Genomic DNA, 24,971 nt, shown 5'->3' with positions numbered 1-24,971 from the left:
TCAGAACTCCCCCTGACGGCGCAGCGCGGTGGGCCTGCCGTCGGGATCGTGGACGAGGTCCAGCGGCCAACGCGCCCAGGCCCGGGTGAGGAGCGAGAGCCGAGGCACCGGCAGCGGACGCAGCCGACCCGGCGGACGCGGCCCGCCGCACCCCGAATCGTGCCAGGCCTCCAACCGGGCGGCCGAGTCCGCGAACGCGTCGTACATCCCCGCAGGGTCGGCGCAGTCGGCCATCGCCACCTCGAGCCCCTGGCTGTGCACCGCGTCGAGCCGGTCCAGGTGCTCAGCGGCCAGGGTCAGCCGCAGCGTATGAGCGAAGCCGTCGTCGAGCACGACGCAGGACAGCTCGGAGTCGTGGGTCCAGGACCGTCGGTTGAGGTTGTCCGACCCGACCGATGACCACTGGTCGTCGATCACGGTGACCTTCGCATGCACGTAGACAGGGGTGCCGGCGTGGTTCTCCAGGCAGTACGCCGCCACCCGGCCGGGCGCCGCTTGCACCAGTCGCTCCAGCGAGCGCAGTCGGCCGAGCTGCTGGGGCCGCACCTTCGACCATCCGGAGACGTCGGGATGCATCGGGATCACCACGATGATCCGGAGCTCGGGCCGTGCACGCAGGGCGGCCAGGAAGGGCGCGGCGACGTCGTGCCCCCAGAAGTACTGGTCCTCCACATACGCCAGTTCGCGCGCGCGGCCGATGGCCTTGGCGTAGCCACGAGCGACACTGCGCTCTCCCCCACGGGCGAACGGGTAGTCCCGACCGTGTCGCAGGTTCGGGTAGGTGCGCAGCAGCTGGACGACGTGCGTCCCTGCCGCCGGGGGCGCCGGCCACTGTGCGGGCAGCGGATCCGGCGAGGTGTCCTCTCGACGGAGCAGATCGGCGAGCCGGCGGACCGGGCTGCGAGACAGCGGTGTGGGGTCCTCCCAGCGCTCGCGGAAGACGGTCTCGACGTCATGGACCGCAGGCCCCCGGATCGCCACCTGGACGTCGTGCCAGGGCGGGTGGTCGCCGTACGGCGCGGAGAGCGGCTGCGGCTGCGGATCGCCGGCGTGGTCGGCGTCGTCACGGCGGTTGTGGGCGAGGTCGATCCCACCCACGAAGGCGATGTCGCGGGTGGGGTCGTCGCGGTGCCGGATCACCACGAACTTCTGGTGGTGCGACCCGCCCGTGCGGACCCGCATGTCGAGCAGCACCTCGGCACCGCGGCGCTGCAGCTGCTCACCGAGGTGCCTGTTCTCCGTGGCGAAGAACCCGGTCTGGTCGAGGTGCGAGCGCCACACCAGCCCGCGCACGTCCACGCCACGCTCGTCGGCCTCGGCGAAGACCTCGACCACCTCGCTGCCCGGATCGCCGGTCAGCCGCTCGTCAGCGTCGCCCTGCCAGTCGGTGAACAGCACCAGGTCCCCCGGCCCGGCGCCGGACACCGCATCCTGAAGCTCCGCGAAGTACGTCGCTCCGTGGATCAGCGGCCGGACCAGGTTGCCGGTGGACCAGGCGATGTCACCGGGATGTCGGTCGTCGATCCGGGTCTGGGCATTGCCACGGCCGGCCTTGCCGAGCAGCCACTCGGAGGGATCCATCACAGGCCCAGCATGACCGATCCGCCCATCGACACGTCACGCCAGCGCGTGCTCGGTGGTGCCCGGCGCTGCTGTGGCGAGGTAGCGCTGTGCTGCTCGAGCGGCCGGATGCGCCACGACGGCCGCCGCGACGGCCAGGCCTGCGATGACCGCCCAGCCCGGCGCGCCCCAGTGCAGCGCCAGCCAGGTGTACAGGCCGGGGAAGAGGATCGGCCCGGCCTGGTAGCCAAGGCTCCACACACCCTGGTAGTCGCCCAGCCGGCGAGGGTCGGACAGCTCGGACTGGAAGCCCCAGTCCGACGCCGACTGCCACAGCTCCGCCCCGGTGATGGTCACGTGCCCGAGCCAGATCAGCGCCACCGAGACCCACCCGACGGTGTCGTGGGTGATGCTGATGACCACGCAGGACAGCACGAAGGACAGCGCACACCGGCGTACGGCGCGCAGCGCACCGTCGACGGTCTCCGCTCCCCGCGACGCCCGCACCTGCAACAGCACCGCCATCACCGTGTTCGTGCCGAACAGCCAGGCCAGCAGGACGCGCGGCGCGTCGGTGCGCTCGACCAGCCACAGCGGGACCACGACGTTGAGCAGCACCTGGTTGGAGGTCAGCACACCATTGCATGCGGCGAGGGCGACCCAGCCTCGGTTGCGCCATGCTGGGGAGGCTGCCGGCGCGCCCGGCTCCTCATGTGCGGCGTGCGCCGGACGGTCCAGCCCCGGCAATGCCGCGACCATGGCGGCGTTGAGCAGCAGCAGCGCCCCGGTGAGGATCGGTACGGCGGTGATGGCCCCGCGGGTGCCGATCGCCAAGGCGATCCCGCTGGCCAGTGCACCGAGGGTGTAGCCGACATTGCGGGCCGCCCGCATGTAGGCGAGCGCCCGCACCCGTGCGGCCCCACGCGGGAAGATCGCCAGCCGGTAGACGTTGCGGCCGGTGTTTCCCGCGACCGAGACCACAGCGATGACCGACAGCAGCGCTACGAAGCTGACCATCCCCCGCGCGAGCGGCCAGGCGAAGTAGAACACCGCCTCGACCAGGGCAGCCACCGCCCAGAGCGGCTTCGCGCCGACCCGATCGGAGAGGCGTCCGAGCGGAAGGGAGAGCGCGAGCGTGACGGCTCCCGCGATCGACATGCCGAGGCCGACCTGCGCGCCACTGAGCCCGACCACCTGGGTGAAGAACACTGCGGTGCCGGTCAGGAAGGAGCCGGTCGCGAACGCCGACAGCACACACTGCACAGCGAGGTCTCGCTCGAGCTTGGTCTCCGGGAGCAGCCGGCCCAGGGCTCGCGAGATCACGGGTGGAGTCAACCATCGCGGGCCGACGGTGCTCCACCGGATTTCGGCGCCGCTACTGCAGTGCGGTCGCCGGGAGCATCAACAGAGCTTGCCCTCGAACACCGTCGGCTTCCCACGCAGGAAGGTGGCGACCACCTGACCAGGCAGCTCCATGCCGGCGTACGGCGTGTTGCGCGACAGCGAGGCCAGCCCGGCGGCCTCGACCACCCGGCGTATCGCGGGGTCGTAGAGCACGATGTTCGCGGGAGCGCCGACCTGCAGCGGCTGCCCGTGAGCGCCGATCGCGCCGATCCGGGCCGGTGCGTAGGACATCCGCTCCGCCACTCCGGCCCAGTCCAGAAGGCCGGTGTCGACCATCGCCTCCTGCACGATGGACAGAGCGGTCTCCAGGCCGAGCATCCCGAAGGCGGCCGCCTGCCACTCGCAGTCCTTGTCCTCGTGCGGGTGCGGCGCATGATCGGTGGCGACCACGTCGATGGTGCCGTCGGCCAGGCCCGCGCGCAGCGCCTCGACGTCGACGGCCGTGCGCAGCGGAGGGTTGACCTTGTAGACCGGGTCGTAGGTGGTCGCCCGCTCGTCGGTCAGGAGAAGGTGGTGCGGGCACACCTCAGCGGTCACCTGCCAGCTGCCCGCCCTCTGTGCCCTGGCCTTGGCCCACCGGACGATCTCGACGGACCCAGCGGTCGAGACATGGCAGATGTGCAGTCGCGAGCCGACGTGCTCGGCCAACAGGCAGTCACGCGCGATGATCGCCTCCTCGGCGACCGCGGGCCAGCCGCGCAACCCGAGCCGGCCGGACAGCTCGCCCTCGTTCATCTGGGCGTCCTCGGTCAGCCGCGGCTCCTGGGCGTGCTGGGCGATCACCCCGTCGAAGGCGCGGACGTACTCCAGCGCGCGGCGCATCAGCACCGGGTCGGACACGCACTTGCCGTCGTCGGAGAACACCCGGACGCGGGCCGCGGAGTCGGCCATCGCGCCGAGCTCAGCGAGCCGCTCACCCGCCAACCCGACGGTGACGGCGCCCACCGGAAACACGTCGGCGTACCCGGCCTCACGTCCGAGGCGCCAGACCTGCTCGACGACGCCCGCGGTGTCCGCGACCGGCTCGGTGTTCGCCATCGCGTGCACCGCGGTGAAGCCACCGATCGCCGCCGCACGCGTCCCGCTCTCCACGGTCTCGGCGTCCTCACGTCCCGGCTCACGCAGGTGGGTGTGCAGGTCGACCAGCCCGGGCAGCGCCACCAGTCCGTCAGCGTCGACGACATCGCATCCTTCGGTCGCTGACCGCGTGGCCCGGCCTGTCGAAGGGTCGATCGCCGCGATCACGCCGTCCGCGACCTCGATGTCGCTCGGCTCCCCGCCGAGGATCCGGGCCCCTCGGATCAGGTAGCTGCTCACTTGTCCTCCTCGATCGTGGTCGTGTCGCCGCCGATGGCGGGCTCGTTGCCGCCCAGCAGCAGGTAGAGCACCGCCATCCGGACCGCGACGCCGTTGGTCACCTGCTCGACGATCACCGACCGCTCGGAGTCGGCCACGTCGGCGGTGATCTCCATGCCACGGTTCATCGGGCCGGGGTGCATCACGATCGCGTGGTCCTGGAGCGTCGCCATCCGGCGCGAGTCCAGGCCGTAGCGGCGGCTGTACTCGCGCACGGTCGGGAAGAACGACGCGTTCATCCGTTCGCGCTGCACCCGGAGCATCATCACCACGTCGGTCTTGGGGAGCACGGCGTCCAGGTCGTAGCTGGTCTCGACCGGCCACGTCTCCACGCCGTACGGCAGCAGGGTGGGCGGGGCGACCAGGGTGACCTCGGCACCGAGCGTGTTGAGCAGCAGCGCGTTGGAACGGGCGACCCGGCTGTGCAGCACGTCTCCGACGATCGCCACCCGACGCCCATCGAGGCTGTGTCGGCCCTCCGGGGTGAGGTGGCGGGTCATCGTGAACGCATCCAGCAGCGCCTGGGTCGGGTGCTCGTGGGTGCCGTCGCCCGCATTGACCACGCTTGACCGCGACCAGCCCGCGTGCGCGAGCAGGTGCGGGGCCCCGGAGGCCCAGTGCCGCACGACCACCGCGTCGGCACCCATCGCCTCGAGAGTCAGCGCAGTGTCCTTGAGCGACTCCCCCTTGCTCAGCGAGGAGCCCTTGGCGCTGAAGTTGATCACGTCCGCGGAGAGGCGCTTGGCGGCCGCCTCGAAGGAGATGCGGGTGCGGGTGGAGTCCTCGAAGAAGAGGTTCACCACGGTCCGGCCGCGCAGCGCGGGCAGCTTCTTGATCGGCCGGTCCGCAAGGGACCGCAGCTCGGCCGCGGTGGACAGGATCAGCTCGGCGTCGTCACGGGTCAGGTCGGCCGCGCTGAGCAGGTGCTTCTTCACGACTGACCCTCCCCGATCTGCACGCAGTCCTCGCCGTCGTACTCGGCGAGCCGGACCGAGACGTTCTCGACCAGCGACGTGGGCAGGTTCTTCCCGACGAAGTCGGCGCGGATGGGCAGCTGCCGGTGACCGCGGTCGATGAGCACCGCGAGCTGCACCGAACCCGGCCGGCCGATGTCGTTCATCGCGTCCAGGGCGGCGCGGATCGTCCGGCCCGAGAACAGCACGTCATCGACCAGCACCACGGTGCGGCCGTCCAGACCGCCGGGTGGGATCTCGGTCGGCAGCAGTGGACGGGCGGGCCGCATCCGCAGGTCGTCGCGGTACATGGTCACGTCGAGCGAGCCGACCGGGACATCGGTGCCCTCGACCTTGGAGACCTTGGCGGCGATCCGCTGGGCGAGGTGGGCACCGCGCGTCGGGATGCCGAGCAGGACCAGCGACTCTGCGCCCTTGTTGCGTTCGAGGATCTCGTGGGAGATCCGAGTCAGTGCGCGGTCGATGTCACGCGCGTCCAGGACGATGCGTCCTTCGGCCTCCGTGGCCGCTCCAGGTGCAGGCATGCTGCTCGCCGGACCTCCTTCTCCGCCTCACCGGACGGCTCGTTAAAGGATGTCGATCGCGGCCACTCTACCCGCGACCGTGACCTGCTGGCCAACCGCCGCGGCGCGGCTCAGGACAGATCGCCGAGCGCGGTCTCGACGGCGCGGTGGTACGTCGGGTAGGCGAAGTGCATGCCCTTGAGCGTGTCGACGGGCACCTCCGCGTGCACCGCCGTGGCCAGCATCGACAGGATCTCCCCGCCGGACGGTCCGACGGCGGTGGCACCGACCAGGACACCGCGGCCCGCGTCCGCGACCAGCTTCACCAGACCCGCCGCCTCGGCGATCCAGCCGCGGGCGCCCAGGTCGGCGCTGCCGGTCGCGACATCGAGTCCGGCGTCCTGAGCCTGCTTCTCGGTCATCCCGACGGAGCCGACCTCGGGGTCGGTGAAGGTGACCCGGGACACCGCGCGGTAGTCGGCCCACGGACCGTCCTCGCCGAGCAGGTCGCGTACGGCGACGGCCGCCTGGTACATCGAGACGTGGGTGAAGGCGCCCTTGCCGGTGATGTCGCCGACGGCCCAGAGCCTCTCGCCGGCCCGCATCCGCTCGTCGGTGTCGATCACCTCGGCGGAGGGGTCCAGCCCGACTGTGTCCAGGCCGATGTCCGCGAGGTTGTTGCGCCGGCCGGCCGCGATGAGCAGCTTGTCGACCTTCACCTGCTCGTCGCCGAGATCCACGGTGAACGTGCCGGAGTCGTGGCTGACGCGGTGGATCTGCGCGCCGGTGACCACCCGGATGCCCTCGCCCGCGAACGCCTTCTCGATCGCCGCACTCGCCTCGGGCTCCTCAGGCGCCAGTAGCCGGTCCGCCACCTCGAGCAGCGTGACCTCCACGCCGAAGCGGGAGAAGACCTGGGTGAGCTCAGCACCGATCGCCCCGCCGCCGATCACCGCGAGCGTGGCCGGAAGGTCGGTGACCCGAACCGCGTCCCTGTTGGTCCAGTACGGCGTATCCGCAAGCCCGTCGATCGGGGGGACAGCGGGCTCGGTGCCGGTGTTCAGCACCACGCCCCTGCGAGCGGCGTAGTCGGTGTCACCCACCCGGACGCGGCCCGGTCCGACGAGCCTCCCGGTCCCACGCACGAACCTCACCCCGGCGCCCTCGAGCCGCTCGACCGCGACGGTGTCGTCCCAGTCGTCGGTGGCCTCGTCCCGGATCCGCCGGGCGACGGGGGCGAAGTCCGGACGCACCTCGGCGGCGCCGGCGAGATCGCGGACCCGTCGCGCCTCCCCGAGGGCGTCCGCGGCGCGGATCATCATCTTGCTCGGCACGCAGCCGAAGTACGGACACTCGCCTCCCACCAGGCGCTGGTCCACGGCAACGACCTGCAGCCCCGCCTGCGCGAGCTTGGTCGCCGCATGCTCGCCGCCGGGCCCCAGCCCGAGCACCACCACGTCACAGTCGGTCACGTCACCGTTGGCAGCCATGGCTCCAGTCAACGGCACTCGTCAAGGCCGCGCACCCGACGGCGTACAGACGAACGGTGGGGGTACGGCGACCTCGCCGTACCCCCACCGTTGTTGGATGCGCTTACTTGAAGGCGTCCTTGACCTTCTCGCCGGCCTGCTTCAGATCGGCCTTGGTCTGGTCCACCTTGCCCTCGCCCTCGAGGTCCTGGTCGCCACTGGCCTTGCCCATGGCTTCCTTGGCCTCGCCGAGTTTCTCGTCGGCCATGTTCTCGAGCTTGTCCTGATCACCCATGGAGATCCTCCATCCGTCGGGTCTGCAGCGGGCGGCGAGGTCCGTCGCCCTCACTGCGGCAGTGCCCGGGTCAGCGCCCGCCAAACGGTGAGGGATGTCTCAATGGGATCAGTCCGTGCTTGTCCCACCCCGGCGCATCAGTCGTCCTCGGTGAGCAGCGCCGCCTTGTCCCGCGCGAGGTTGCCGAGCACGCCGTTGACGAAGGCGGGCGAATCGTCGGTGGACAGGTCACGCGCCAGCTTGACTGCCTCACTGATCGCCACCGCATCGGGCACGTCCTCGACGTACAAGATCTCGAACGAGCCGAGCCGCAGCAGGTTGAGGTCGACGGCCGGCATCCGCTCGAGCGTCCAGCCCTCCGCATACGTCGAGATCACCTCGTCGATCCGGTTCGCGTGGTCCGCGATGCCGGCCACGAGCTGGGCGGTGTAGGGGTTGCCCTCCGTGCCCTGCTGCTCGCGGTGCTCGGCCAGCTCCTCGAGGGCCGGCCGGCCGCGCAGCTGGGCGGCGTAGAGCAGGTCCAGCGCCCGCTTGCGGGCCTTCGTCCGTGCACTCATCGGCGCGGGGATCAGCCCTTGACGCGACCGAGGTACGACGAGTCCCGCGTGTCGACCTTCACCCGCTCGCCCTGGTTGATGAACAGCGGGACCTGGATCTCGTGACCGGTCTCCAGGGTGGCCGGCTTGGTGCGTCCGGTGGCGCTGTCGCCGGCCAGCCCGGGCTCGGTGAAGGTGATCTGCAGCTCTACCGAGGCGGGCAGCTCGACGAAGAGGACCCGGCCCTCGTTGGTGGCGACGATGGCCTCCTGGTTCTCCAGCATGAAGTTCGCTGCGTTGCCCACGATCTCCGGCGCGATCTCGAGCTGGTCGTAGGTGCTGGTGTCCATGAAGACGTACGACGTGCCGTCGTTGTAGAGGTACTGCATCGTCCGCTTGTCCACGTTCGCTGTCTCGACCTTGGTGCCGGCGTTGAAGGTCCGGTCGACGTTCTTGCCCGACTCGACGTTGCGCAGCTTGGTCCGCACGAAGGCGGGCCCCTTGCCCGGCTTGACGTGCTGGAACTCCACGACGGACCACAGCTGTCCGTCGATGTTGAGCACCATGCCGTTCTTCAGGTCGTTCGTCGTTGCCATGCGCGCGGGTGTCCTCGCCTCTGGTGTGTGGGTGACTGTCGTGCCGAGTGGGCAGCGGCACAGTCTACCGATCACCGGCGACGCCCCGCGACCACGGCCGGGGCGCCCACCAGCAACCGATCGGGGCGACGCGGTTCAGCCCAGCGACCAGACGATCCGCACCCGGACGTCCAGCCCCTGGCGACCGGCCCGGATCGGGACCATCGCGCTCCTCTGATCACTCGCCGCGTAGAGAGCGCGCAGGTTCGCCGTCTGCGGCTTCGGAGCGGGTGCGTGCACCTCGGTCAGGGACACCACGGCACCGAGCTGTTGCCCGGCCGCCGCGGCGTACTCCCGTGCCTTGGTGGTGGCGTCGGCCACTGCGGCCCGGCGCGCCTGCTCGAGCAGCTTGTCCCGGTTCCCGATCACGAGGGAGACCGAGTGGATGCGCACCGCGTTCCCGCCGGTGCTGGCCGCGGCGCTCATCGCAGCGCCGGCCTTCTTCAGGTCGGGCACGGTCACCCGGGCCCGCTGGTTGACCGAATAGCCGGTGAGCACCGGCTGGTTGCCGCTGTAGTCGTAGACCGGGTTGATCGACAGCCCGGTGGTCTGTACGTCCTTGCGGGCGACGCCGTACCGGCGCAGCGCGGCGAGCGTGCTCCTCATCGTGCGGCTGGAGTCGGTCATCGCCGAGGCCACGTCGTCGCGCTTCGCGCTCACTCCGAGGGTGAACTCCAGCTGGTCGGGCACCCCGGTGGCCGTGCCCCGACCGGTGAGCACCATCGTCGAAGGGGTCGTCGGCTTGTCCGCGGTGGCGTCGCTGCGTCCCGCCGAGCCCAGTGCGTAGGCCGCCAGCAGCGCTACGACGGCCACCAGCGCGAGCCCAGCGCTCGCCACACTGGCGGTCGCCTTCCTCTTGCTCGTCTTGGCCTTCTTGGCCTTCTTGTCGGTCGCCATCGTCCACCCCTCAGTCGGATACCCACGCATGGGACGTGCCGAGGACAGCGCCGGTTCCCCACCACGGCGGCGCCGTGTCTCCGGGCGTGCCGGTGACCCGATGAGGCCAGGTCTCATCGGGTGCGGCGAGCGGGAATGAGGAACCGCCGGCGGCGGCGTCTGGACGGGCCTCAGAGAGGCACGTGGTAGCGGTGACCCTGGGGGTCGGTCCACTGGTAGCTGCCGTCGGAGAGGCGGGTGGTAGCGCCATCGGGTGAACGTCTTGCAGCGGTGGTGTCGTCGACAGAGGGGGCGCCAGGTTGTCCGGGCGAGTCTGGCCGGGGGGCCCGCCCTCGTCGATCGGGACGTAGGGCTCGATGTGGTCCAGGTCGCAGGCCCGGGCGTCGCGGCCACAGTGTGGGAACACGCAATGGCCATCGCGGAGGATGACGAGCTCCCGCATCCAGGCCGGCGGGTCGGGGGGATCGACGGCATCGGCCCGGCCCAGGTCGAGGACCGGCCTGATCGTCAGGTCCGTCTGGCGGAGCCAGTCGGCGAGAAGGTCCACGGTGGCCGGGCCGATCTTCTCGACCACGCCGACCCGGTCAGCGCCCGGACAGCACCCGTGACCACAACCTCGGATGCCGATGCGCAAGATCGAGCACATCAGCAACCAGCTGCATCGCCGATCCGGTCGAGACCCCCAACCGGACCGCCAGCTGCTCCACCGCGAACTCGGTCACCGCCGGCGTCCCTTCGCCGCCCAGATGATCCAGACCATCCTCATCAGCCGGCATCAGCCCCGGCTCCCACGCCGCACACTCGCCCCGGCTCCCCGGATGCGCATGCGCCCAAGCCATCCCCGCGGACAGCTCATCGATCGCGGCGCGCATCGAGCGACGCCGGGCGTCTACGACAGCATCGAGCACCACGGCATCCGACCGTCGCGCGGTGCCGTTGTATTCGCTCGTCTGTGCGACTGTCATGACACCATTTTTCCGCCCCGTCAACGCTGATGGGAAGGGGTTTTTCGGATCTGTGGACAACCAGGGTGCGGCCGCTTCTGGCCGCCGTGGACCTCAGCTGGCCGGGTCGGCGATGGTCTCCAGCGCCTGCCGGTAGCCGTCGACACCCTGCCCAGCGACGGTGCGTACGGCGTGCGGCTCGACGAGGGAGGTGTGCCGGAACCCCTCGGGCCGCTGCTTGGGGTCGGAGATGTGCACCTCGACCAGCGGGCCAGTCAGCTGCGCGCAGGCGTCGTACAGGGCCAGTGAGTAGTGCGTCCAGGCGCCCGCGTTGAGCACGACAGCGCAGCCCGAGTCCGCAGCGTCGTTGAGCCAGTCCAGGAGCACGCCCTCGTGGTTGGTCTGCCGGACCTCGACCTCGAGCCCGAGCTCACGGCCCCAGGCGACGCACTGGTCCGCCAGCTCGGCGTGGGTGGTGCTGCCGTAGATCTCCGGCTGTCGCCGCCCGAGCCGACCCAGATTGGGCCCGTTGAGCACCAGGACCCGTCGTACCTGCGTCACCAGCTGCCTCCGATCGCCGCGTAGGCCGCCTGCAGCGCCGTGTCGTCGGGACCGGCGAGAATCCGGGGCGAGCCGAGACCGTCGAGCACCACGAACCGCAGCTGCGAGCCCCGGGCCTTCTTGTCGACGGCCATCGCCGACCGGACCGTCTCGAACCCGAGGTCGACGTCGTCAGCACCCGCGAGCTCGGGCACCGAGGTGGGCAGTCCGGCACGGGCGAACGCCGCGCGGTGCCGGCGTACGACGTCCTCGCCCAGCAGGCCCTCCCCGCGGGCGAGCTCGGCGACGAAGACCGCGCCCACGGCGACCGCCTCGCCGTGCCGGACGCGGTAGCCGGTGAGCCGCTCGAGGGCGTGCGCCAGGGTGTGGCCGTAGTTGAGCGCCTCGCGGCCCGGGTGTCCCGCGCCGGTGGTGCCGCGGACCTCCTTGAGGTCGTCCACGACGACGTCGACCTTCACCCGGACCGCCCGCTCGACGAGCTCACGCAGCACTCGCGCACCCGGACGGAGGTCGTCACCCGAGGCGTCCTCCACCAGCCGGAGGATCTCCGGGTCGGCGATGAACCCGCACTTGACCACCTCGCCGAGCCCCGAGGCGAGCTCCTCGGCGGGCAGGCCGTCGAGGAGGTCCAGGTCGCAGAGCACCCCGGCGGGCTCGTGGAAGGCTCCGACCAGGTTCTTCCCGGCACCGGTGTCGATGCCGGTCTTGCCGCCGACCGCCGCGTCGACCATGGCCAGCACACTGGTGGGCACGTGCACCACGCGGACGCCGCGCAGCCAGGTGGCCGCGACGAACCCGCCCAGGTCGGTGGTCGCGCCGCCGCCGAAGGTGACGACCGCGTCCGACCTGGTGAACCCCTCGTCGCCGAGCGCCTCCCAGCACTGGTCCGCCACGGCAGATGTCTTGGCCGCCTCCCCCTTCGGGACGCCGAGCACGAGCACGCCGTAGTGCGGGTTGAGCACCCGGAGCGCCTCCTGGGCCCGCTCGGCCAGCGACGAGTCGAAGATGAGCGCGACCCGCTCGACCCGGTCCCCGAGAACCTCCGGCAGCTGGTCGAGCAGGCCGTGACCGACCACCACGTCGTACGGCGCGGCGCCGGTCACCGCGATCCGGGTCGGTCTGGTCAGCTCGGTCGGGTCAGCCATCGATCTCCTCCTCGACCCATGCGCGCACCACCCGGGCGACCTCCTCGGCGGGGCATCCGTTGGTGTCGACGGTGTGCGCGGCCACCGACTCGTAGACCGGGGTGCGCTCGTCGAGCAGCTGCTTGATCCGGCCCCGGATGTTGCCGAGCAGCAGTGGCCGGGAGACACCGAGACCCACCCGGCTGGCCGCATCGGAGAGACCGACGCGCAAGAAGACGACCCGGTGCCCGGCGAGGCGTGCGCGGGTCTCCGGGTCGAGAACGGCCCCGCCGCCGAGGGCGAGGACGCCGTCGTGCTCGGTCAGCGCCACCGCCACGGCGTCGCGCTCCAGCGCCCGGAAGGTGGCCTCGCCGGACTCGACGAAGATGTCGGACACCGACCGGCCGGCCGCGGCCTCGACGTCGGCGTCGGTGTCGCGGAAGTCGATTCCCCAGGCGTCGGCGAGCAGCCGGCCGACGGTGGACTTGCCCGCGCCCATCGGGCCGACCAGCACCACCCGCGGCCGGGTCTGCGACGTCGTGCTCATCGGAATCTGAGCGTGGTCAGGTAGCTCTCGACATTGCGCCGGGTCTCCTGGACCGAGTCGCCGCCGAACTTCTCCAGCACCGCGTCGGCGAGGACCAGCGCCACCATCGCCTCGGCGACGATGCCTGCCGCGGGGACGGCACAGACGTCCGAGCGCTGATGGTGTGCGACCGAGGCCTCGCCGGTGGCGACGTCGATGGTGCGCAGTGCCCGGGGCACGGTGGCGATGGGCTTCATCGCGGCCCGCACCCGGAGCACCTCGCCGGTGCTCATCCCGCCCTCGGTGCCGCCGGCCCGTCCGCTGGCACGCCGGATCCCTGCCTCGGTGGAGACGATCTCGTCGTGGGCCTGGGACCCGGGCGTGGCCGCGAGACCGAACCCGTCGCCCACCTCGACGCCCTTGATCGCCTGGATGCCCATCAACGCTCCGGCCAGCCGGGCGTCCAGGCGACGGTCCCAGTGCACGTGGGAGCCCAGACCCGGTGGCAGCCCGTGCACCACCACCTCGACGACACCGCCCAGGGTGTCGCCGTCACGATGAGCCTGGTCGATGCGCTCGGCCATCAGCTTCGAGGCGTCCGGATCCAGGCAGCGGACCGGATCCTCGTCGATCAGGGTCACGTCGGTGGGCGCAGGGACCGAACCGGCCGGGGCGGACACACCGCCCAGTTCGACGACGTGGGAGACGACCTGCGCGCCGACCGCCTGCTCGAGGAACGCCGTGGCCACCCGGCCGAGCGCCACCCGAGCCGCCGTCTCGCGGGCGGAGGCACGCTCCAGGATCGGGCGAGCCTCGTCGAAGGAGTACTTCTGCATGCCGACCAGGTCCGCATGCCCGGGCCGTGGCCGGGTCAGCGCCGCGTTGCGGGCAAGCGCCTCCAGCTCCACGGGGTCGACCGGGTCGGCCGACATCACCTTGTCCCACTTGGGCCACTCGGTGTTGCCGATCTCGATCGCGACCGGGCCACCCATGGTCTCGCCGTGCCGGATGCCCCCGGTGAGCCGGACCTGGTCCTGCTCGAACTTCATCCGGGCGCCGCGGCCGTAGCCGAGCCGGCGCCGGGCCAGCGCGTCGGCGATGTCGGACGAGGTGACCTGCACGTGGGCGGGCAGACCCTCCAGGATCGCGACGAGCGAGGGTCCGTGGGACTCCCCGGCGGTGAGCCAGCGCAGCATGGCGTCAGTCTTTCACGCGCCGCTCCTCCCCCGACGATGTGGCGTCAGTAGCCGAGACTGTGCGCCAGCAGCGGCCCGAAGACCGCACCGACCGCCGCGCCGAGCACCATGAACGGCCCGAACGGCACGTGACGCCGGTCGACGAGACCCGCCCGCGCCAGCGCGAAGCCGAGCAGGCTGCCGAGCAGCAGCCCGGCGTACCCCCCGGTGAGCACCTCCGGCCAGCCGAGATAGCCCAGGGCGATCCCCAGCAGCCCGGACAGCCGTACGTCGCCGTACCCCATGCCGCGGGGGTAGACCACCCAGATCAGCACGTAGAACCCGCCGAGCGCGACCCAGCCGAGCAGCGCACCGAGCAACGCGTGCGCATCACGGTCGACGGCGGCAGCAGCGAGGGTGAGGAGCACCAGGACGCCGTACGACGGCGCGATGACGTACGTCGGCAGCAGCCGGGTCCGCCAGTCGACCACCGCCAACGGCACGGCCACGGCGAGCAGGAACGCCCACGGGAGCAGTGCACCGCCCCACCCGATCCGGGCGCCGACGACCGCCGCGACCGCTCCGGTCACCAGTGCCAGACCGACGCGCAGGCCGGGCAGGACGGCGATGTCGCGGTAGAGCTCCTTGGGAACCTCCGGCTCGCGGTCGGCGGAGGCCGTCGGCTCGGTCGGAGCCGGCCGCGCGAGGTCGATGCTCTCGGCGGGATCCGTGGCCGGATCGGCAGCGGGCTCCGGTATCCGCGCCATCCACGTCGGTCCGAGCAGTCCGGCCGCCACCCCGGCCGCGCCCAACACGACCGCGGAGCGCAGCGCGTCGAGGCCGAGCTCGAGACCCACCTCAGGCCCGCCGTCCGGTCAGGGCCGCCTCGCCCGCCGCGCGCATCGCACCGACCGGGACCTCGGCGCGGGGCGTTCGGGTCATCAACGCGACCTGGTCGACCGCCTGGTGGACCAGCAGGTCCAGCCCGGAGACCAGCCGTGCCCCGTCGGCGAGCGCGGCGGCCGCCAACGGCGTCGGCCACGGGTCGTAGACGACGTCGAAGACCACGGCCGCGTGGAGGCCCGCGACCAGATCGGGGGTCTGCGCACCGGCCGGGATCGTGGAGACCAGCACGTCGGTGGCCGGCACGGCGTGGAACTCCTCGACGAGGACCCGGGGCGCCTGCGGGTGCCGGGCGACGGCCTCGACGGCGTCCTGCGCCCGGGCCCGGGAGCGGACGAGCAGTCTGACCTCGCGGCAGCCGAGATCGGCCAGGGCGAAGATCATCGACGTCGCGGTCGCCCCGCCGCCAAGCACGGTCGCGTCGCCCACCGGGGACGAGCCGAGCCCCTCACGCAGCGCGGCAACCGCCCCGGGGACGTCGGTGTTCCTGCCTGCCAGGTGCCCCTCTTCCACTAGCACGGTGTTGGCGACTCCGGTCCGGTCCACGATGGGGTCGTACCGGTCGAGCAGCGGGACCACCGACCGCTTCAGCGGCATCGTCAGCGACAGCCCCCGCCAGGTCGAGTCGAGGCCGTCCAAGAAGTCGGGGAGGCTCGCCTCGTCGACCTCGATGGCGTCATAGGTCCAGTCCAGGCCGAGCTCGGCGTACGCCGCCCGGTGCAGGGCGGGCGAGAGCGAGTGGGCGATCGGGCTGCCCAGTACGGCGCATCGGGTCACGGTCCGCTCCCTCAGCAGGCGCTCGAGGTCTTGCAGTAGTCACGGAACTGCTGCACCGCGGCGTTGTGCTCGGCGAGCGTGGTGGAGAAGACCGTCTGCCCGGTGCGCAGGTTCACCACGACCCAGTAGAGCCACGGGCCGTTGGCGGGATGCATGGCCGCCTTCAGGGTCTTCTCCCCGGGCGAGCCGATCGGTCCCGGTGGCAGCCCGGTGTGCTGATAGGTGTTGTACGGCGAGGCGTTCGCACGCTGGCTCGCCGTCGTCCAGATCTGTCCGGAGATGCCGTTGGCGTAGGACACCGTCGCGTCGGACTGCAGCGGCATCCCCTTCTTGAGCCGGTTGTAGATCGCCCGCGCGACCTTGGGATAGTCCTGGTCCCGCTTGGCCTCGTACTCGAGGATGCTCGCCACGGTGACCAGCTGCTCGGGAGTGAGCCCGAGCCGCCGTGCGCCCGCGTCGACACCGAGCTGTCGCTGCACCTGGACGGTCTTGGCGACCATCTGACGCAGCAGCTTCACCGCGCTCTCACCGGGGGCGACCGTGTAGCTGGCCGGGAAGAGATAACCCTCGGGGTTGCCGCCGGCCTCAGCCGGCAGGCCGATGCGGGACGGGTCGGACAACGCGGCGACCAGGGCGTGCCGGCTGATCTTCGTGTGGGCGACGATCGTGCCGATGACGTCACGGACCCGCGCGCCCTCCGGCACCACGACGACGCTCTGCACGAGGTTCTTCGGATTGATCAGGACGTCGAGGGCGGCAGAGGCCTTCATCTGCTTCTTCAGGCGGTAGTAGCCGACCTGGATGCTCGCAGACTTCGGGTCGTTGCGCGCCGCCGCGGTGAATGCGTCGATGCTCTTGACCACGCCGGCGGCCTTCAGCGTCTGGCCGATCGCGGTCGCGGTGTCGCCGGTGTGCACCTGCACGACGACATGGCCGCTGCCGGGTCCGGGATAGTCCGGCGGTCCGTGGAACAGGCCCTCGAGCCGGTTCTTGCCGACCCACCCGACGGCGACGACCAGCGCCACCACCAGCACACCGACCAGGAGCAGGGGAAGGCAGCCGCGGCGGGGGCGGTGCTCGTGGTCGACCAGCCCATCCTCGTCGAACAGCGTCGGCTCGGGCTGCTCCCCTCGGGTGACCGGCTCGTACGGCTCAGTCATTGCTGGTCACCTCGGTCATCTCCGGTCCTGTCCGTCCTCGCCTCGACCGGCTCCCCCGGCAGTCGGCCGGTGCCGCGCTCGGCGTCCAGTGCGGCCTGCAGGATCACCACGGCCGCAGCCTGGTCGACCACGGCCCTGCGCTTCTGTCCCTTGCGGCCCTGCCCCCGCAGGATCGCCTCGGCCGAGACCGTGCTCAGCCGTTCGTCGTACAGCCTGACCGGCACCGGCCCGATCCGGGAGGCCAGCTGCGCGGCGAACTCCCGCACCTTACCCGCAGCGGGTCCCTCGCGGCCCGACAGCGACCTGGGCAGCCCCACGTAGACGAGCACCGCGTCCGACTCGGCGACGAGGGCCGCCAGCCGGTCGAGGTCCCCGGGTCCGCGCGGCACGGTCTCGACCGGCGTCGCCAGAAACGCGCTCGGGTCGCTCGTGGCGACGCCGATCCGAGCGTCGCCGGGGTCGACGCCCAAGCGGACACCACCACCGCCGACGGGCGTGCTCAGCGCGCCTCCAGGGCTCGGCGGACCGCCGCGACGGCCTCGCCCGCGCGGCTGGCGTCGGCGCCGCCACCCTGAGCGACGTCGTCCTTGCCTCCGCCCTTGCCGCCAAGCACCTCGGCAGCGGCACGGACCAGGGCGTTGGCAGAGATGCCTGCGTCCCGGCCGGCGTCGTTGACCGCGACCACGACCGAGGGCTTGCCGTCCCTGGCACCCACGATCGCGACGACGCCGGGTCGGTCGGTGCCGAGCCGGCCTCGGATGTCCAGCGCGAGCGTGCGTACGTCGCCCCCTCCGGCACCGTCCGCCACGTGGCCGACGTACGACGTACCGCGCAGGTCCTCGGCAGCCGCAGCCAGCTCGCCGCCGGCAGCCAGCAGCTGCTGGACCCGGACCTTCTCGATGTCCTTCTCAGCAGCGCGCAGGCGGTCGACGAGGTCGTTGACCCGCTCAGGCAGCTGCTCGGGGCGGACCTTGAGGGTCTCGCTGAGCTGGGCCACCAGCAGGTGCTCGCGGGCCAGGAAGCGGTAGGCGTCGCCCCCGACCAGCGCGTCCACCCGGCGTACGCCCGATCCGATCGAGGACTCGCCGAGCAGCTTGACCACGCCGAGTTGACCCGAGCTCTGGGCGTGAGTGCCGCCGCAGAGCTCGCGGGCCCAGTCGCCCACGGAGATGACCCGCACCTGGTCGCCGTACTTCTCCCCGAAGAGCGCCATCGCGCCCGACTTCACCGCGTCGGCCTGGCTCATCAGCTCCGCGTGCACGGACAGGTCGTCGAGCACAAGGGCGTTGACCCTGGCCTCGACGTCGACCATCGCCGAAGCCGGCACCGCCCCGGTCGCGGAGAAGTCGAAGCGGAACCGCCCTGGCGAGTTCTCCGAGCCGGCCTGGGTCGCGGTATCGCCCAAGGCCTCGCGGAACGCCTTGTGCACCATGTGCGTGGCGGTGTGCGAACGGCTGATCGAGCGCCGGCGCTCGGTGTCGACGAGCAGCTGGGCGTGCAGACCGACCGTCACCTCCCCGGTGAGCACCTTCGCCTTGTGCACCACCAGGCCGGTGATCGGCGACTGCACGTCGTACACCTCGAGCCGGGCACCGTTGTCCAGCTCGATGACGCCCTGGTCGGCGAGCTGGCCGCCACCCTCGGCATAGAAGGGGGTACGGTCCAGGACCAGCTCGACGTCGTCGCCCGCCGCAGCCGCGGGGATGGACGTCCCCTCGTGGTCGACCAGGCCGCGGACCGTGCCCTCGGAGACGACCTCGTCGTACCCGGTGAAGCGGACCGGGGCGCCGAGCTGGTCGGCGATCTCCCTGAACGCGCCGACCGAGCGGTGCTGGCCCTTCTTGGCCTTCGCGTCCGCCTTCGCCCGCTCGCGCTGCTCGGCCATCAGCCGGCGGAAGCCCTCCTCGTCAACCTGGAGGCCCTTCTCCGCGGCCATCTCCAGGGTCAGGTCGATCGGGAAGCCGTGGGTGTCGTGGAGGGCGAACGCGGTCGATCCCGCCAGCACGGTGCCGCCGGACTGCTGCACCTCGCCCGCGGCGAGGTCGAAGATCGTGGTCCCCGCCTTCAGGGTCTGCCGGAAGGCGTCCTCCTCGGCGTACGCCACCGCGGAGATGCGCTCCCAGTTCTGCAGCAGGTCGGTGTAGGTCTCCCCCATCTTGTCCCGGCTGATCGGCATCAGCTCCGGAAGCGCGCGGTCCTCATAGCCGAGGAGCCGCATTGAGCGCACCGCACGCCGCAGCAGCCGACGCAGCACGTAGCCACGCGACTCGTTGCCCGGGGTGACACCGTCGTTGATCAGCATCATCGACGAGCGCACGTGGTCGGCGACGATGCGGAACAGCACGTCGTCGCGGTGTCCTGATTCGGTGTGCGCGCCGTACCGACGGCCGGAGAGCTGCTCGGCACGCTCGATCACGGGGTACATGACGTCGATCTCGTACATGTTGTCCTTGCCCTGCAACAGGAACGCAACCCGCTCGAGACCCATGCCGGTGTCGATGTTCTTCCTGGGCAGCGCGCCGGCGATGTCGAAGTCCTCCTTGGACCGCACCGCGCTCAGCTCGTCCTGCATGAAGACGAGGTTCCAGATCTCCAGGTAGCGGTCCTCCAGCTCGGTGGGCATGTCCGTGCCCATCCGGGTGAAGTCCGCCTCCGGCCCGAACGCCGGCCCGCGGTCGTAGAGGATCTCCGAGCACGGACCCCCGGGACCTGGCACCCCCATGGACCAGTAGTTCTCCTTCTTGCCGAGCCGGACGATCCGCTCATCGGGCAGCCCGGTGACCTTCTTCCACAGCGTGAGGGCCTCGTCGTCGCCGTCCAGGATTGAGGGCCACAGCCGACTCTCCTCAAGACCCCAGCCGCCGTCCGCGACCGACTTGGTGACCAGGTCCCAGGCGAGCGAGATCGCGCCCTCCTTGAAGTAGTCGCCGAAGGAGAAGTTGCCGCACATCTCGAAGAACGTGCCGTGCCGGGTGGTCTTGCCGACGTCCTCGATGTCGGGGGTCCGCACGCACTTCTGGATGCTGGTCGCGCGCGGGTACGGCGGAGACTCCTGGCCCAGGAAGTAGGGCTTGAACTGCACCATGCCGGCATTGACGAAGAGCAGGTTCGGGTCGTCCAGGATCAGCGAGGCGGACGGGACCGCGGTGTGCGCACCCCACCCGGCACCGTCCTCGAAGTGCGCGATGAAGCGGCGGCGTACCTCGGCGGTGTCCATCAGGTCAGTTCCCTCTCGGTGGTGGTGCTGGTCTGCAGCGCTCGGTGCCGGCCAGCGTGCTCGGGCCCATCAAGCGTCAGGCCGAGGCGCTCGCGCAACTCGGTTTCCTTCTCCGCCATCCCGGCACGGACCTCCTCGCCGAAGAGCTGGGCGCCCAGGCTGAGCCCGGCAAGACGGTCCCGCAGACCCTCCGGGGTGAGGCTCTGCGCGGCGCGCCGTGCCCGCACGGTCAGGTAGACCCCCGCGCCGGCCCCGGCGACGAACCAGAATCCGCGCCTCATCCGCGGTCCTCGGGGCAGGCACGACAGCAGCCACGTCCCAGGCGGCTCATGCGGCCGACTCCTCGGCGCGCATCCGGCGCCAGGCCTCCCTCATCTCCTGCCGGCGCTGCTTGCGCGCTCGACGGACCTCACGACGGATCTCGAACCGGATCCGATTGCGGGAAGCAGGAGAGAGAGCTCGGCGCAGGCCGTGGCTGAAAGCCACAGCCCGGACCAGCGGCTCGCCGACCGTCGCGCTGAGCACCACGCGGTTCATCACGGTCGGGTCGGGTTCGCCCGGGACGAGACCGCGCGCACGGTCCACGGCTGCGTCACCGAGCGGTCCGGCGTCGGTGATCACGAACTCCGTCGTCGGCGACGCCACCGAGCGTGCGAGCTGGTCGACGCGGCTGCGCAGCTCATCCTGCTCCATGCGGCTCGCGTCGAGCACGCGTGTCGTGCGTCGCCGCTCGGTGGACAGCAGCACTGCCAGCACGGCCACGGCCAGCAGCGCGAGGGCCGCCACCACCAGAGCGATCAGCGTGGTCGTTCCCATGGGGCCCGACCCTACCTGCCGCGGATCATCCGGCGAATGCGCTCCCAACGCTCCCGGATCGCCGCCTCGGCGCCGAGGTTCGTCGGCCGGTAGTACGTCGCGTCCTGGACCACGTCGGGGGCGTACTGCTGCTGCGCGATGCCGTAGGGCTCATCGTGGGCGTAGCGGTAGCCCTGGCCGTGGCCCAGGCTCTTCGACCCCTGGTAGTGCGCATCCCGCAGATGGCTGGGCACCGGACCGATCCTGCCGGACCGGACATCCGCAGCGGCGGCGTCGATCGCCGTGATCACCGCGTTCGACTTCGGCGCCACCGCCAGCGCGATCGTGGCCTGCGCCAGGTTGAGCCGGGCCTCGGGCATGCCGATGAGCTGGACTGCCTGTGCGGCCGCGACCGCCGTCGGCAGGGCGTTCGGGTCGGCCAGTCCGATGTCCTCGCTCGCGAGGATCACCAACCGTCGCGCGATGAACCGGGGGTCCTCGCCCGCCTCGATCATCCGGGCGAGGTAGTGCAGCGCCGCGTCGGCGTCGGAGCCGCGCACCGACTTGATGAACGCGCTGATCACGTCGTAGTGCTGATCGCCCTGCCGGTCGTAGCGCACCGCGGCTCGGTCCACGGCGGTCTCCGTGGTGGCCAGGTCGACCCGCACCGGCCCGGCCCCCGGGCCGGACGCGCGGCTCAGCCCAGCACCTGCCGCAGCCTCGAGGTAGGTCAATGCACGACGCGCGTCACCCCCGGCCAGACGAACAAGGTGATCGAGCGCATCGTCGTCGATCTCGGCCGTGCCGGCCAGCCCGCGCTCGTCGGTCAGCGCCGATTCGATCACGCCTCGCACGTCGTCGTCGGTGAGCGGCTCCAGGGTGAGCAGCAGCGACCGGGACAACAGCGGCGAGATCACCGAGAAGAACGGATTCTCGGTGGTCGCCGCGACCAGCGTGACCCAACGGTTCTCGACACCCGGGAGCAGAGCGTCCTGCTGGGCCTTGGTGAAGCGGTGAACCTCGTCGACGAAGAGAACGGTCTCCTGGCCGCTGCCCGCGAGCCGGGCCCGCGCGGCGTCGATCGCGGCCCGGACCTCCTTGACCCCCGCAGCGACCGCGGAGACCTCCACGAACACCCGATTGGTCTGGCCCGACACGATCGAGGCGATCGTGGTCTTGCCAGTCCCGGGCGGTCCCCACAGGAGCAGGGACATCGGCTGGTCGCCCTCGATCAGCCGGCGCAGCGGCGAGCCGGGTGAGAGCAGGTGACGCTGACCGACCAGCTCGTCGAGCGTCCGCGGCCGCATCCGCACCGCGAGCGGTGCCGACGCGTGGGTGTTCCCGGCCAGGGTCCCGCCCCTCGCCGGCGCCGGCGCGCCCGGCGTCTCGAACAGTCCCTCGTCCACCGGCTCAGCGTAGGCGCCCCCGCCCCCTGACCCCGCCTGCGGTCCCCTGAGTCCACCGGTCCCTGAGCTTGTCGAAGGGCCCAAAGTCCACAGGCACCGGCCGGCACAGTGCGCACGCCATCTGTCCCAGCCATGATCGCCCGATGGCCTGCACCTACATCGTTGTGTGCGCCGACGGGTCGTACTACGTCGGGAGCACGCATGACCTGGATCGGCGCGTGATGGAGCACAACGTCGGAGTCGGCGCGAACTACACCCGAAAGCGGCGACCCGTACATCTCGTCTGGTTCCAAGAATTCGACCGCATCAGCGATGCAGCGCGATTCGAGCGACAGGTTCATGGCTGGTCGCGCGCGAAGAAGCTGGCCCTGATCGAGCGCCGGCACGCCGACCTACCCCGACTGTCCCACCGGGATGCGGATCGCTGAACCGGCGGCCCTTCGACAAGCTCAGGGACCGACAGGCTCAGGGACCGGCGGGTTCGGGGACCGTGCGGGTCAGCCGTTGACTCGCTTCTGGGTCGTGACGTCGAACCACGTCGAGTCGAAGCCGGGGTGGTCGACGTTCTCGGCTGGCGTCGCGCCGGCGACCGGGGCGCCCTGGGCGTCGATGCCCAGGATGCCCGTGGTCACCGGGGTCGACGGGTGCCTGCCCAGCTCGCCGGCGAAGTGGCAAGCGACCTTGTGACGCGGGCCGATCTGCATCAGCGGCGGCTCGACCCGGGCGCAGATGTCCTGCGCGAGCGAGCACCGGGTGCGGAACCGGCAACCCGAGGGCGGGTTGATCGGACTGGGCACGTCACCGGTGAGCCGGATGCGCTCGCGACGGCCGCCGATCGCCGCCTGCTTGACGTCGGGCACAGCGGACAGGAGCGCCTGCGTGTACGGGTGGTACGGCCTGTTGTAGAGCGTGTCGCGATCGGCAACCTCGACGATCTTGCCGAGGTACATCACGGCGACCTCGGGACAGAAGTGCCGCACCACCGCGAGGTCGTGGGCGATGAACAGGAACGCGATGTTGAACTCGCGCTGCAGGTCCTGGAGCAAGTTGATCACCTGCGCCTGGATCGACACGTCCAGCGCCGAGACCGGCTCATCTGCGACCAGCAGCTTCGGCTGCAGTGTCAGAGCCCGGGCGATGCCGATGCGCTGGCGCTGACCGCCGGAGAACTCGTGCGGATAGCGGTTGTAGTGCTCGGGGTTGAGCCCCACCACCTCCAGGAGCTCCTGGACCCGGTCGAGCACCTTGTTCCTCGGCACGACCTTGTGGATCAGCAGCGGCGCACCCACGATCGCGCCCACGGAGTGCCGCGGGTTCAGCGACGTCGCCGGGTCCTGGAAGATCATCTGGATCTCGCGCCGCAGCGGCATCATCTGCCGCGCGTTGTACTTCGCGATGTCCTTGCCCTCGAAGTGGATGCTCCCCGAGGTCGGCCTGTAGAGCCGGGTGATCAGCCGGCCGGTGGTCGACTTGCCACAGCCGGACTCGCCGACCAGTCCGAGCGAGCCGCCGGACGGCACCTCGAACGAGATTCCGTCGACGGCCTGGACGTGTCCGACCGTGCGCCGGAACACCCCGCTGCTCTTCACCGGGAAGTACATCCGCAGGTTCTCGACCGTCAGCACCGAGTCGGCGCTCGCACCCGGCACAGGGTCCGCGCCCTTGGCCAGGGTCGCACTGGGCTCGCTCATGCTCCACCCTCCACGAAGTCGGGGGCGATCTCCGGCAGCACCTCGGAGGTGAAGACGTCGCCGGAGTTGGGGATGTGGCACCGCTTCAGGTGGGTGCCTCCAGTGAAGGCCGCGGTGAGCTCGGGAAGCTCCTCCACGCAGCGCCGCGGGTCCGGCACGTGCTCCTGGTAATCGCAGCGCGGGTGGAATGGACAGCCCGACGGCGGGCGGAGCAGGCTGGGCGGGTTTCCCCGGATCGGGATCAGCTTCGCATCGGTGTCGCCCTGCACGTCGGGCACGCTCGACAGCAGCCCCCACGTGTAAGGCATCTCCGGGCGCACCAGGATCTCCTTGGTGGGTCCGTACTCGACCACCCGGCCGGCGTACATCACCAAGACCTCGTCGGCCATCTCCGCCACCACGCCGAGGTCGTGGGTGATGATGATGATCGCCGAGTTGAACTCCCGCTGCAGGTCCTGGAGCAGGTCCAGGATCTGCGCCTGCACGGTCACGTCGAGCGCGGTGGTCGGCTCGTCGGCGATCAGCAGGCCAGGGTTGTTGATCAGCCCCATCGCGATCATCGCGCGCTGGCGCATGCCGCCGGAGAACTGGTGGGGGTAGTCATCGACCCTGCGGTCCGGCTGCGGGATGCCGACCCGATCGAGCATCTCGACCGCCCGCTTGCGGGCCGCCTTCTTGCTGACGTCGTTGTGCACCAGGTACGCCTCGGCGATCTGGTTGCCGACGGTGTAGTACGGGTGCATCGCCGAGAGCGGGTCCTGGAAGATCATCGCCACGTCGCGGCCGCGCCGCTTGCGCATCTGCTCGTTACTCAGCTTGAGGAGGTCGGTGCCGTCGAGGAAGATCTCGCCGCTGACCTGGGCGCTGGTGCCGCGGTGCAGACCGAGGATCGCCGAGCTCGACACCGATTTGCCCGAGCCGGACTCGCCGACGATGCCGAGGGTCTTGCCGCGCTCGAGGTCGTAGGACATGCCCTCGGTCGCCTTGACGACACCGTCGACCGTGGGGAAGTGCACGACCAGGTCGCGCACGCTGAGGAAGCTGCTCATGGGGTATCTCCTGC

General features: G+C 71.0%; 27 protein-coding genes. 1 reads left to right on the top strand and 26 read right to left on the bottom strand.

Features of this window, described 5'->3' with window-relative positions; translation table 11 throughout:
* From Q9R13_RS01610 to Q9R13_RS01495, 24 genes are all read right to left on the bottom strand, one after another.
* Complete coding sequence (locus tag Q9R13_RS01610; RefSeq protein ID WP_310963294.1) at positions 1-1,581, bottom strand: phospholipase D-like domain-containing protein; 1,581 nt, start codon at positions 1,579-1,581, stop codon at positions 1-3.
* A gap of 36 nt (positions 1,582-1,617) precedes the next feature.
* Complete coding sequence (locus tag Q9R13_RS01605; protein ID WP_310963293.1) at positions 1,618-2,883, bottom strand: MFS transporter; 1,266 nt, start codon at positions 2,881-2,883, stop codon at positions 1,618-1,620.
* A 78-nt stretch (positions 2,884-2,961) separates the two neighbouring features.
* Complete coding sequence (locus tag Q9R13_RS01600; RefSeq protein ID WP_310963292.1) at positions 2,962-4,281, bottom strand: dihydroorotase; 1,320 nt, start codon at positions 4,279-4,281, stop codon at positions 2,962-2,964.
* The gene (locus Q9R13_RS01595; protein WP_310963291.1) at positions 4,278-5,255 is read right to left on the bottom strand and encodes an aspartate carbamoyltransferase catalytic subunit; all 978 of its coding nucleotides are present in this window, start codon (positions 5,253-5,255) and stop codon (positions 4,278-4,280) included. Before Q9R13_RS01595 ends, Q9R13_RS01600 begins: the two co-directional genes overlap by 4 nt.
* Positions 5,252-5,818 (bottom strand): bifunctional pyr operon transcriptional regulator/uracil phosphoribosyltransferase PyrR, encoded by a 567-nt coding sequence (gene pyrR / locus Q9R13_RS01590; RefSeq protein ID WP_310963290.1) that lies wholly within the window; start codon positions 5,816-5,818, stop codon positions 5,252-5,254. Before pyrR ends, Q9R13_RS01595 begins: the two co-directional genes overlap by 4 nt.
* Before the next feature lie 110 nt (positions 5,819-5,928).
* Positions 5,929-7,287 (bottom strand): dihydrolipoyl dehydrogenase family protein, encoded by a 1,359-nt coding sequence (locus Q9R13_RS01585; RefSeq protein ID WP_310963289.1) that lies wholly within the window; start codon positions 7,285-7,287, stop codon positions 5,929-5,931.
* A gap of 103 nt (positions 7,288-7,390) precedes the next feature.
* A complete protein-coding gene (locus Q9R13_RS01580; protein ID WP_310963288.1) occupies positions 7,391-7,561 on the bottom strand; it encodes a CsbD family protein in 171 nt (56 codons plus the stop codon).
* Between the two features lie 137 nt (positions 7,562-7,698).
* On the bottom strand, positions 7,699-8,118 hold the full coding sequence (nusB, locus tag Q9R13_RS01575; RefSeq protein ID WP_310963287.1) for a transcription antitermination factor NusB: 420 nt from the start codon (positions 8,116-8,118) through the stop codon (positions 7,699-7,701).
* An 11-nt stretch (positions 8,119-8,129) separates the two neighbouring features.
* Complete coding sequence (efp, locus tag Q9R13_RS01570; protein WP_310963286.1) at positions 8,130-8,693, bottom strand: elongation factor P; 564 nt, start codon at positions 8,691-8,693, stop codon at positions 8,130-8,132.
* 135 nt (positions 8,694-8,828) lie between these two features.
* Positions 8,829-9,629 (bottom strand): SIMPL domain-containing protein, encoded by an 801-nt coding sequence (locus Q9R13_RS01565; RefSeq protein WP_310963285.1) that lies wholly within the window; start codon positions 9,627-9,629, stop codon positions 8,829-8,831.
* Positions 9,630-9,639: 10 nt separating this feature from the next.
* Positions 9,640-10,203 carry a hypothetical protein gene (locus Q9R13_RS01560; RefSeq protein ID WP_310963284.1) on the bottom strand — a complete coding sequence of 188 codons (564 nt, stop codon included), beginning with the start codon at positions 10,201-10,203 and terminating at the stop codon, positions 9,640-9,642.
* Positions 10,204-10,213: 10 nt separating this feature from the next.
* A complete protein-coding gene (locus Q9R13_RS01555; protein WP_310963282.1) occupies positions 10,214-10,594 on the bottom strand; it encodes a hypothetical protein in 381 nt (126 codons plus the stop codon).
* Positions 10,595-10,687: 93 nt separating this feature from the next.
* Entirely contained in the window at positions 10,688-11,134 is a 447-nt protein-coding gene (locus Q9R13_RS01550; protein WP_310963281.1) for a type II 3-dehydroquinate dehydratase, read from the bottom strand.
* Positions 11,131-12,279 carry a 3-dehydroquinate synthase gene (gene aroB / locus Q9R13_RS01545; protein WP_310963279.1) on the bottom strand — a complete coding sequence of 383 codons (1,149 nt, stop codon included), beginning with the start codon at positions 12,277-12,279 and terminating at the stop codon, positions 11,131-11,133. The genes Q9R13_RS01550 and aroB overlap by 4 nt, the downstream gene beginning before the upstream one ends.
* Positions 12,272-12,805 (bottom strand): shikimate kinase, encoded by a 534-nt coding sequence (locus Q9R13_RS01540; RefSeq protein ID WP_310963278.1) that lies wholly within the window; start codon positions 12,803-12,805, stop codon positions 12,272-12,274. The genes aroB and Q9R13_RS01540 overlap by 8 nt, the downstream gene beginning before the upstream one ends.
* Positions 12,802-13,980, bottom strand: a complete 1,179-nt coding sequence (gene aroC / locus Q9R13_RS01535; protein WP_310963277.1) for a chorismate synthase — start codon at positions 13,978-13,980, stop codon at positions 12,802-12,804. Before aroC ends, Q9R13_RS01540 begins: the two co-directional genes overlap by 4 nt.
* Before the next feature lie 44 nt (positions 13,981-14,024).
* Complete coding sequence (locus Q9R13_RS01530) at positions 14,025-14,816, bottom strand: A24 family peptidase (RefSeq protein WP_310963276.1); 792 nt, start codon at positions 14,814-14,816, stop codon at positions 14,025-14,027.
* Between the two features lies 1 nt (position 14,817).
* Entirely contained in the window at positions 14,818-15,639 is an 822-nt protein-coding gene (locus tag Q9R13_RS01525; protein WP_310963275.1) for a shikimate dehydrogenase, read from the bottom strand.
* 11 nt (positions 15,640-15,650) lie between these two features.
* Positions 15,651-16,799: an endolytic transglycosylase MltG gene (gene mltG, locus Q9R13_RS01520; protein ID WP_310963274.1), complete on the bottom strand. Its 1,149-nt coding sequence runs from the start codon at positions 16,797-16,799 to the stop codon at positions 15,651-15,653.
* Positions 16,796-17,269, bottom strand: a complete 474-nt coding sequence (gene ruvX, locus Q9R13_RS01515; RefSeq protein WP_310963273.1) for a Holliday junction resolvase RuvX — start codon at positions 17,267-17,269, stop codon at positions 16,796-16,798. The genes mltG and ruvX overlap by 4 nt, the downstream gene beginning before the upstream one ends.
* A 29-nt stretch (positions 17,270-17,298) precedes the next feature.
* Positions 17,299-20,016: an alanine--tRNA ligase gene (alaS, locus tag Q9R13_RS01510; RefSeq protein WP_310963271.1), complete on the bottom strand. Its 2,718-nt coding sequence runs from the start codon at positions 20,014-20,016 to the stop codon at positions 17,299-17,301.
* Positions 20,016-20,297 carry a DUF6167 family protein gene (locus tag Q9R13_RS01505; protein WP_310963270.1) on the bottom strand — a complete coding sequence of 94 codons (282 nt, stop codon included), beginning with the start codon at positions 20,295-20,297 and terminating at the stop codon, positions 20,016-20,018. Before Q9R13_RS01505 ends, alaS begins: the two co-directional genes overlap by 1 nt.
* 46 nt (positions 20,298-20,343) lie before the next feature.
* A complete protein-coding gene (locus Q9R13_RS01500; protein WP_310963269.1) occupies positions 20,344-20,832 on the bottom strand; it encodes a hypothetical protein in 489 nt (162 codons plus the stop codon).
* A gap of 11 nt (positions 20,833-20,843) precedes the next feature.
* Positions 20,844-22,217 (bottom strand): replication-associated recombination protein A, encoded by a 1,374-nt coding sequence (locus Q9R13_RS01495; RefSeq protein WP_310963268.1) that lies wholly within the window; start codon positions 22,215-22,217, stop codon positions 20,844-20,846.
* A gap of 143 nt (positions 22,218-22,360) precedes the next feature.
* Between Q9R13_RS01495 and Q9R13_RS01490 the strand changes: the two genes are divergently transcribed.
* A complete protein-coding gene (locus Q9R13_RS01490) occupies positions 22,361-22,645 on the top strand; it encodes a GIY-YIG nuclease family protein (protein WP_310963267.1) in 285 nt (94 codons plus the stop codon).
* 69 nt (positions 22,646-22,714) lie between these two features.
* Here Q9R13_RS01490 and Q9R13_RS01485 read toward each other — a convergent pair whose 3' ends face one another.
* The gene (locus tag Q9R13_RS01485; protein ID WP_310963266.1) at positions 22,715-23,908 is read right to left on the bottom strand and encodes an ABC transporter ATP-binding protein; all 1,194 of its coding nucleotides are present in this window, start codon (positions 23,906-23,908) and stop codon (positions 22,715-22,717) included.
* Positions 23,905-24,957 carry an ABC transporter ATP-binding protein gene (locus tag Q9R13_RS01480; RefSeq protein ID WP_310963265.1) on the bottom strand — a complete coding sequence of 351 codons (1,053 nt, stop codon included), beginning with the start codon at positions 24,955-24,957 and terminating at the stop codon, positions 23,905-23,907. The genes Q9R13_RS01485 and Q9R13_RS01480 overlap by 4 nt, the downstream gene beginning before the upstream one ends.
* Positions 24,958-24,971: the final 14 nt, after the last annotated feature.

It is taken from the genome of Nocardioides marmorisolisilvae (assembly GCF_031656915.1).
GTDB classification, from domain to species: Bacteria; Actinomycetota; Actinomycetes; order Propionibacteriales; family Nocardioidaceae; genus Marmoricola; species Marmoricola terrisoli.
The sequence above is the reverse complement of the archived record's forward strand: the minus strand, read 5'-3'. Positions and strand labels throughout refer to the sequence as shown.

Excerpts from the sequence above, each read along its gene's own strand:
- Q9R13_RS01485 (WP_310963266.1), bottom strand. The coding sequence starts at position 23,908 with ATGAGCGAGCCCAGTGCGACCCTGGCCAAGGGCGCGGACCCTGTGCCG.
- Q9R13_RS01580 (WP_310963288.1), bottom strand. The coding sequence starts at position 7,561 with ATGGGTGATCAGGACAAGCTCGAGAACATGGCCGACGAGAAACTCGGC.
- Q9R13_RS01610 (WP_310963294.1), bottom strand. The coding sequence starts at position 1,581 with ATGGATCCCTCCGAGTGGCTGCTCGGCAAGGCCGGCCGTGGCAATGCC.
- Q9R13_RS01585 (WP_310963289.1), bottom strand. The coding sequence starts at position 7,287 with ATGGCTGCCAACGGTGACGTGACCGACTGTGACGTGGTGGTGCTCGGG.
- Q9R13_RS01480 (WP_310963265.1), bottom strand. The coding sequence starts at position 24,957 with ATGAGCAGCTTCCTCAGCGTGCGCGACCTGGTCGTGCACTTCCCCACG.
- nusB (WP_310963287.1), bottom strand. The coding sequence starts at position 8,118 with ATGAGTGCACGGACGAAGGCCCGCAAGCGGGCGCTGGACCTGCTCTAC.
- efp (WP_310963286.1), bottom strand. The coding sequence starts at position 8,693 with ATGGCAACGACGAACGACCTGAAGAACGGCATGGTGCTCAACATCGAC.
- aroB (WP_310963279.1), bottom strand. The coding sequence starts at position 12,279 with ATGGCTGACCCGACCGAGCTGACCAGACCGACCCGGATCGCGGTGACC.
- alaS (WP_310963271.1), bottom strand. The coding sequence starts at position 20,016 with ATGGACACCGCCGAGGTACGCCGCCGCTTCATCGCGCACTTCGAGGAC.
- Q9R13_RS01490 (WP_310963267.1), top strand. The coding sequence starts at position 22,361 with ATGGCCTGCACCTACATCGTTGTGTGCGCCGACGGGTCGTACTACGTC.
- pyrR (WP_310963290.1), bottom strand. The coding sequence starts at position 5,818 with ATGCCTGCACCTGGAGCGGCCACGGAGGCCGAAGGACGCATCGTCCTG.
- Q9R13_RS01565 (WP_310963285.1), bottom strand. The coding sequence starts at position 9,629 with ATGGCGACCGACAAGAAGGCCAAGAAGGCCAAGACGAGCAAGAGGAAG.
- aroC (WP_310963277.1), bottom strand. The coding sequence starts at position 13,980 with ATGCTGCGCTGGCTCACCGCCGGGGAGTCCCACGGACCCTCGCTCGTC.
- Q9R13_RS01505 (WP_310963270.1), bottom strand. The coding sequence starts at position 20,297 with ATGAGGCGCGGATTCTGGTTCGTCGCCGGGGCCGGCGCGGGGGTCTAC.
- Q9R13_RS01540 (WP_310963278.1), bottom strand. The coding sequence starts at position 12,805 with ATGAGCACGACGTCGCAGACCCGGCCGCGGGTGGTGCTGGTCGGCCCG.
- Q9R13_RS01500 (WP_310963269.1), bottom strand. The coding sequence starts at position 20,832 with ATGGGAACGACCACGCTGATCGCTCTGGTGGTGGCGGCCCTCGCGCTG.
- Q9R13_RS01555 (WP_310963282.1), bottom strand. The coding sequence starts at position 10,594 with ATGACAGTCGCACAGACGAGCGAATACAACGGCACCGCGCGACGGTCG.
- mltG (WP_310963274.1), bottom strand. The coding sequence starts at position 16,799 with ATGACTGAGCCGTACGAGCCGGTCACCCGAGGGGAGCAGCCCGAGCCG.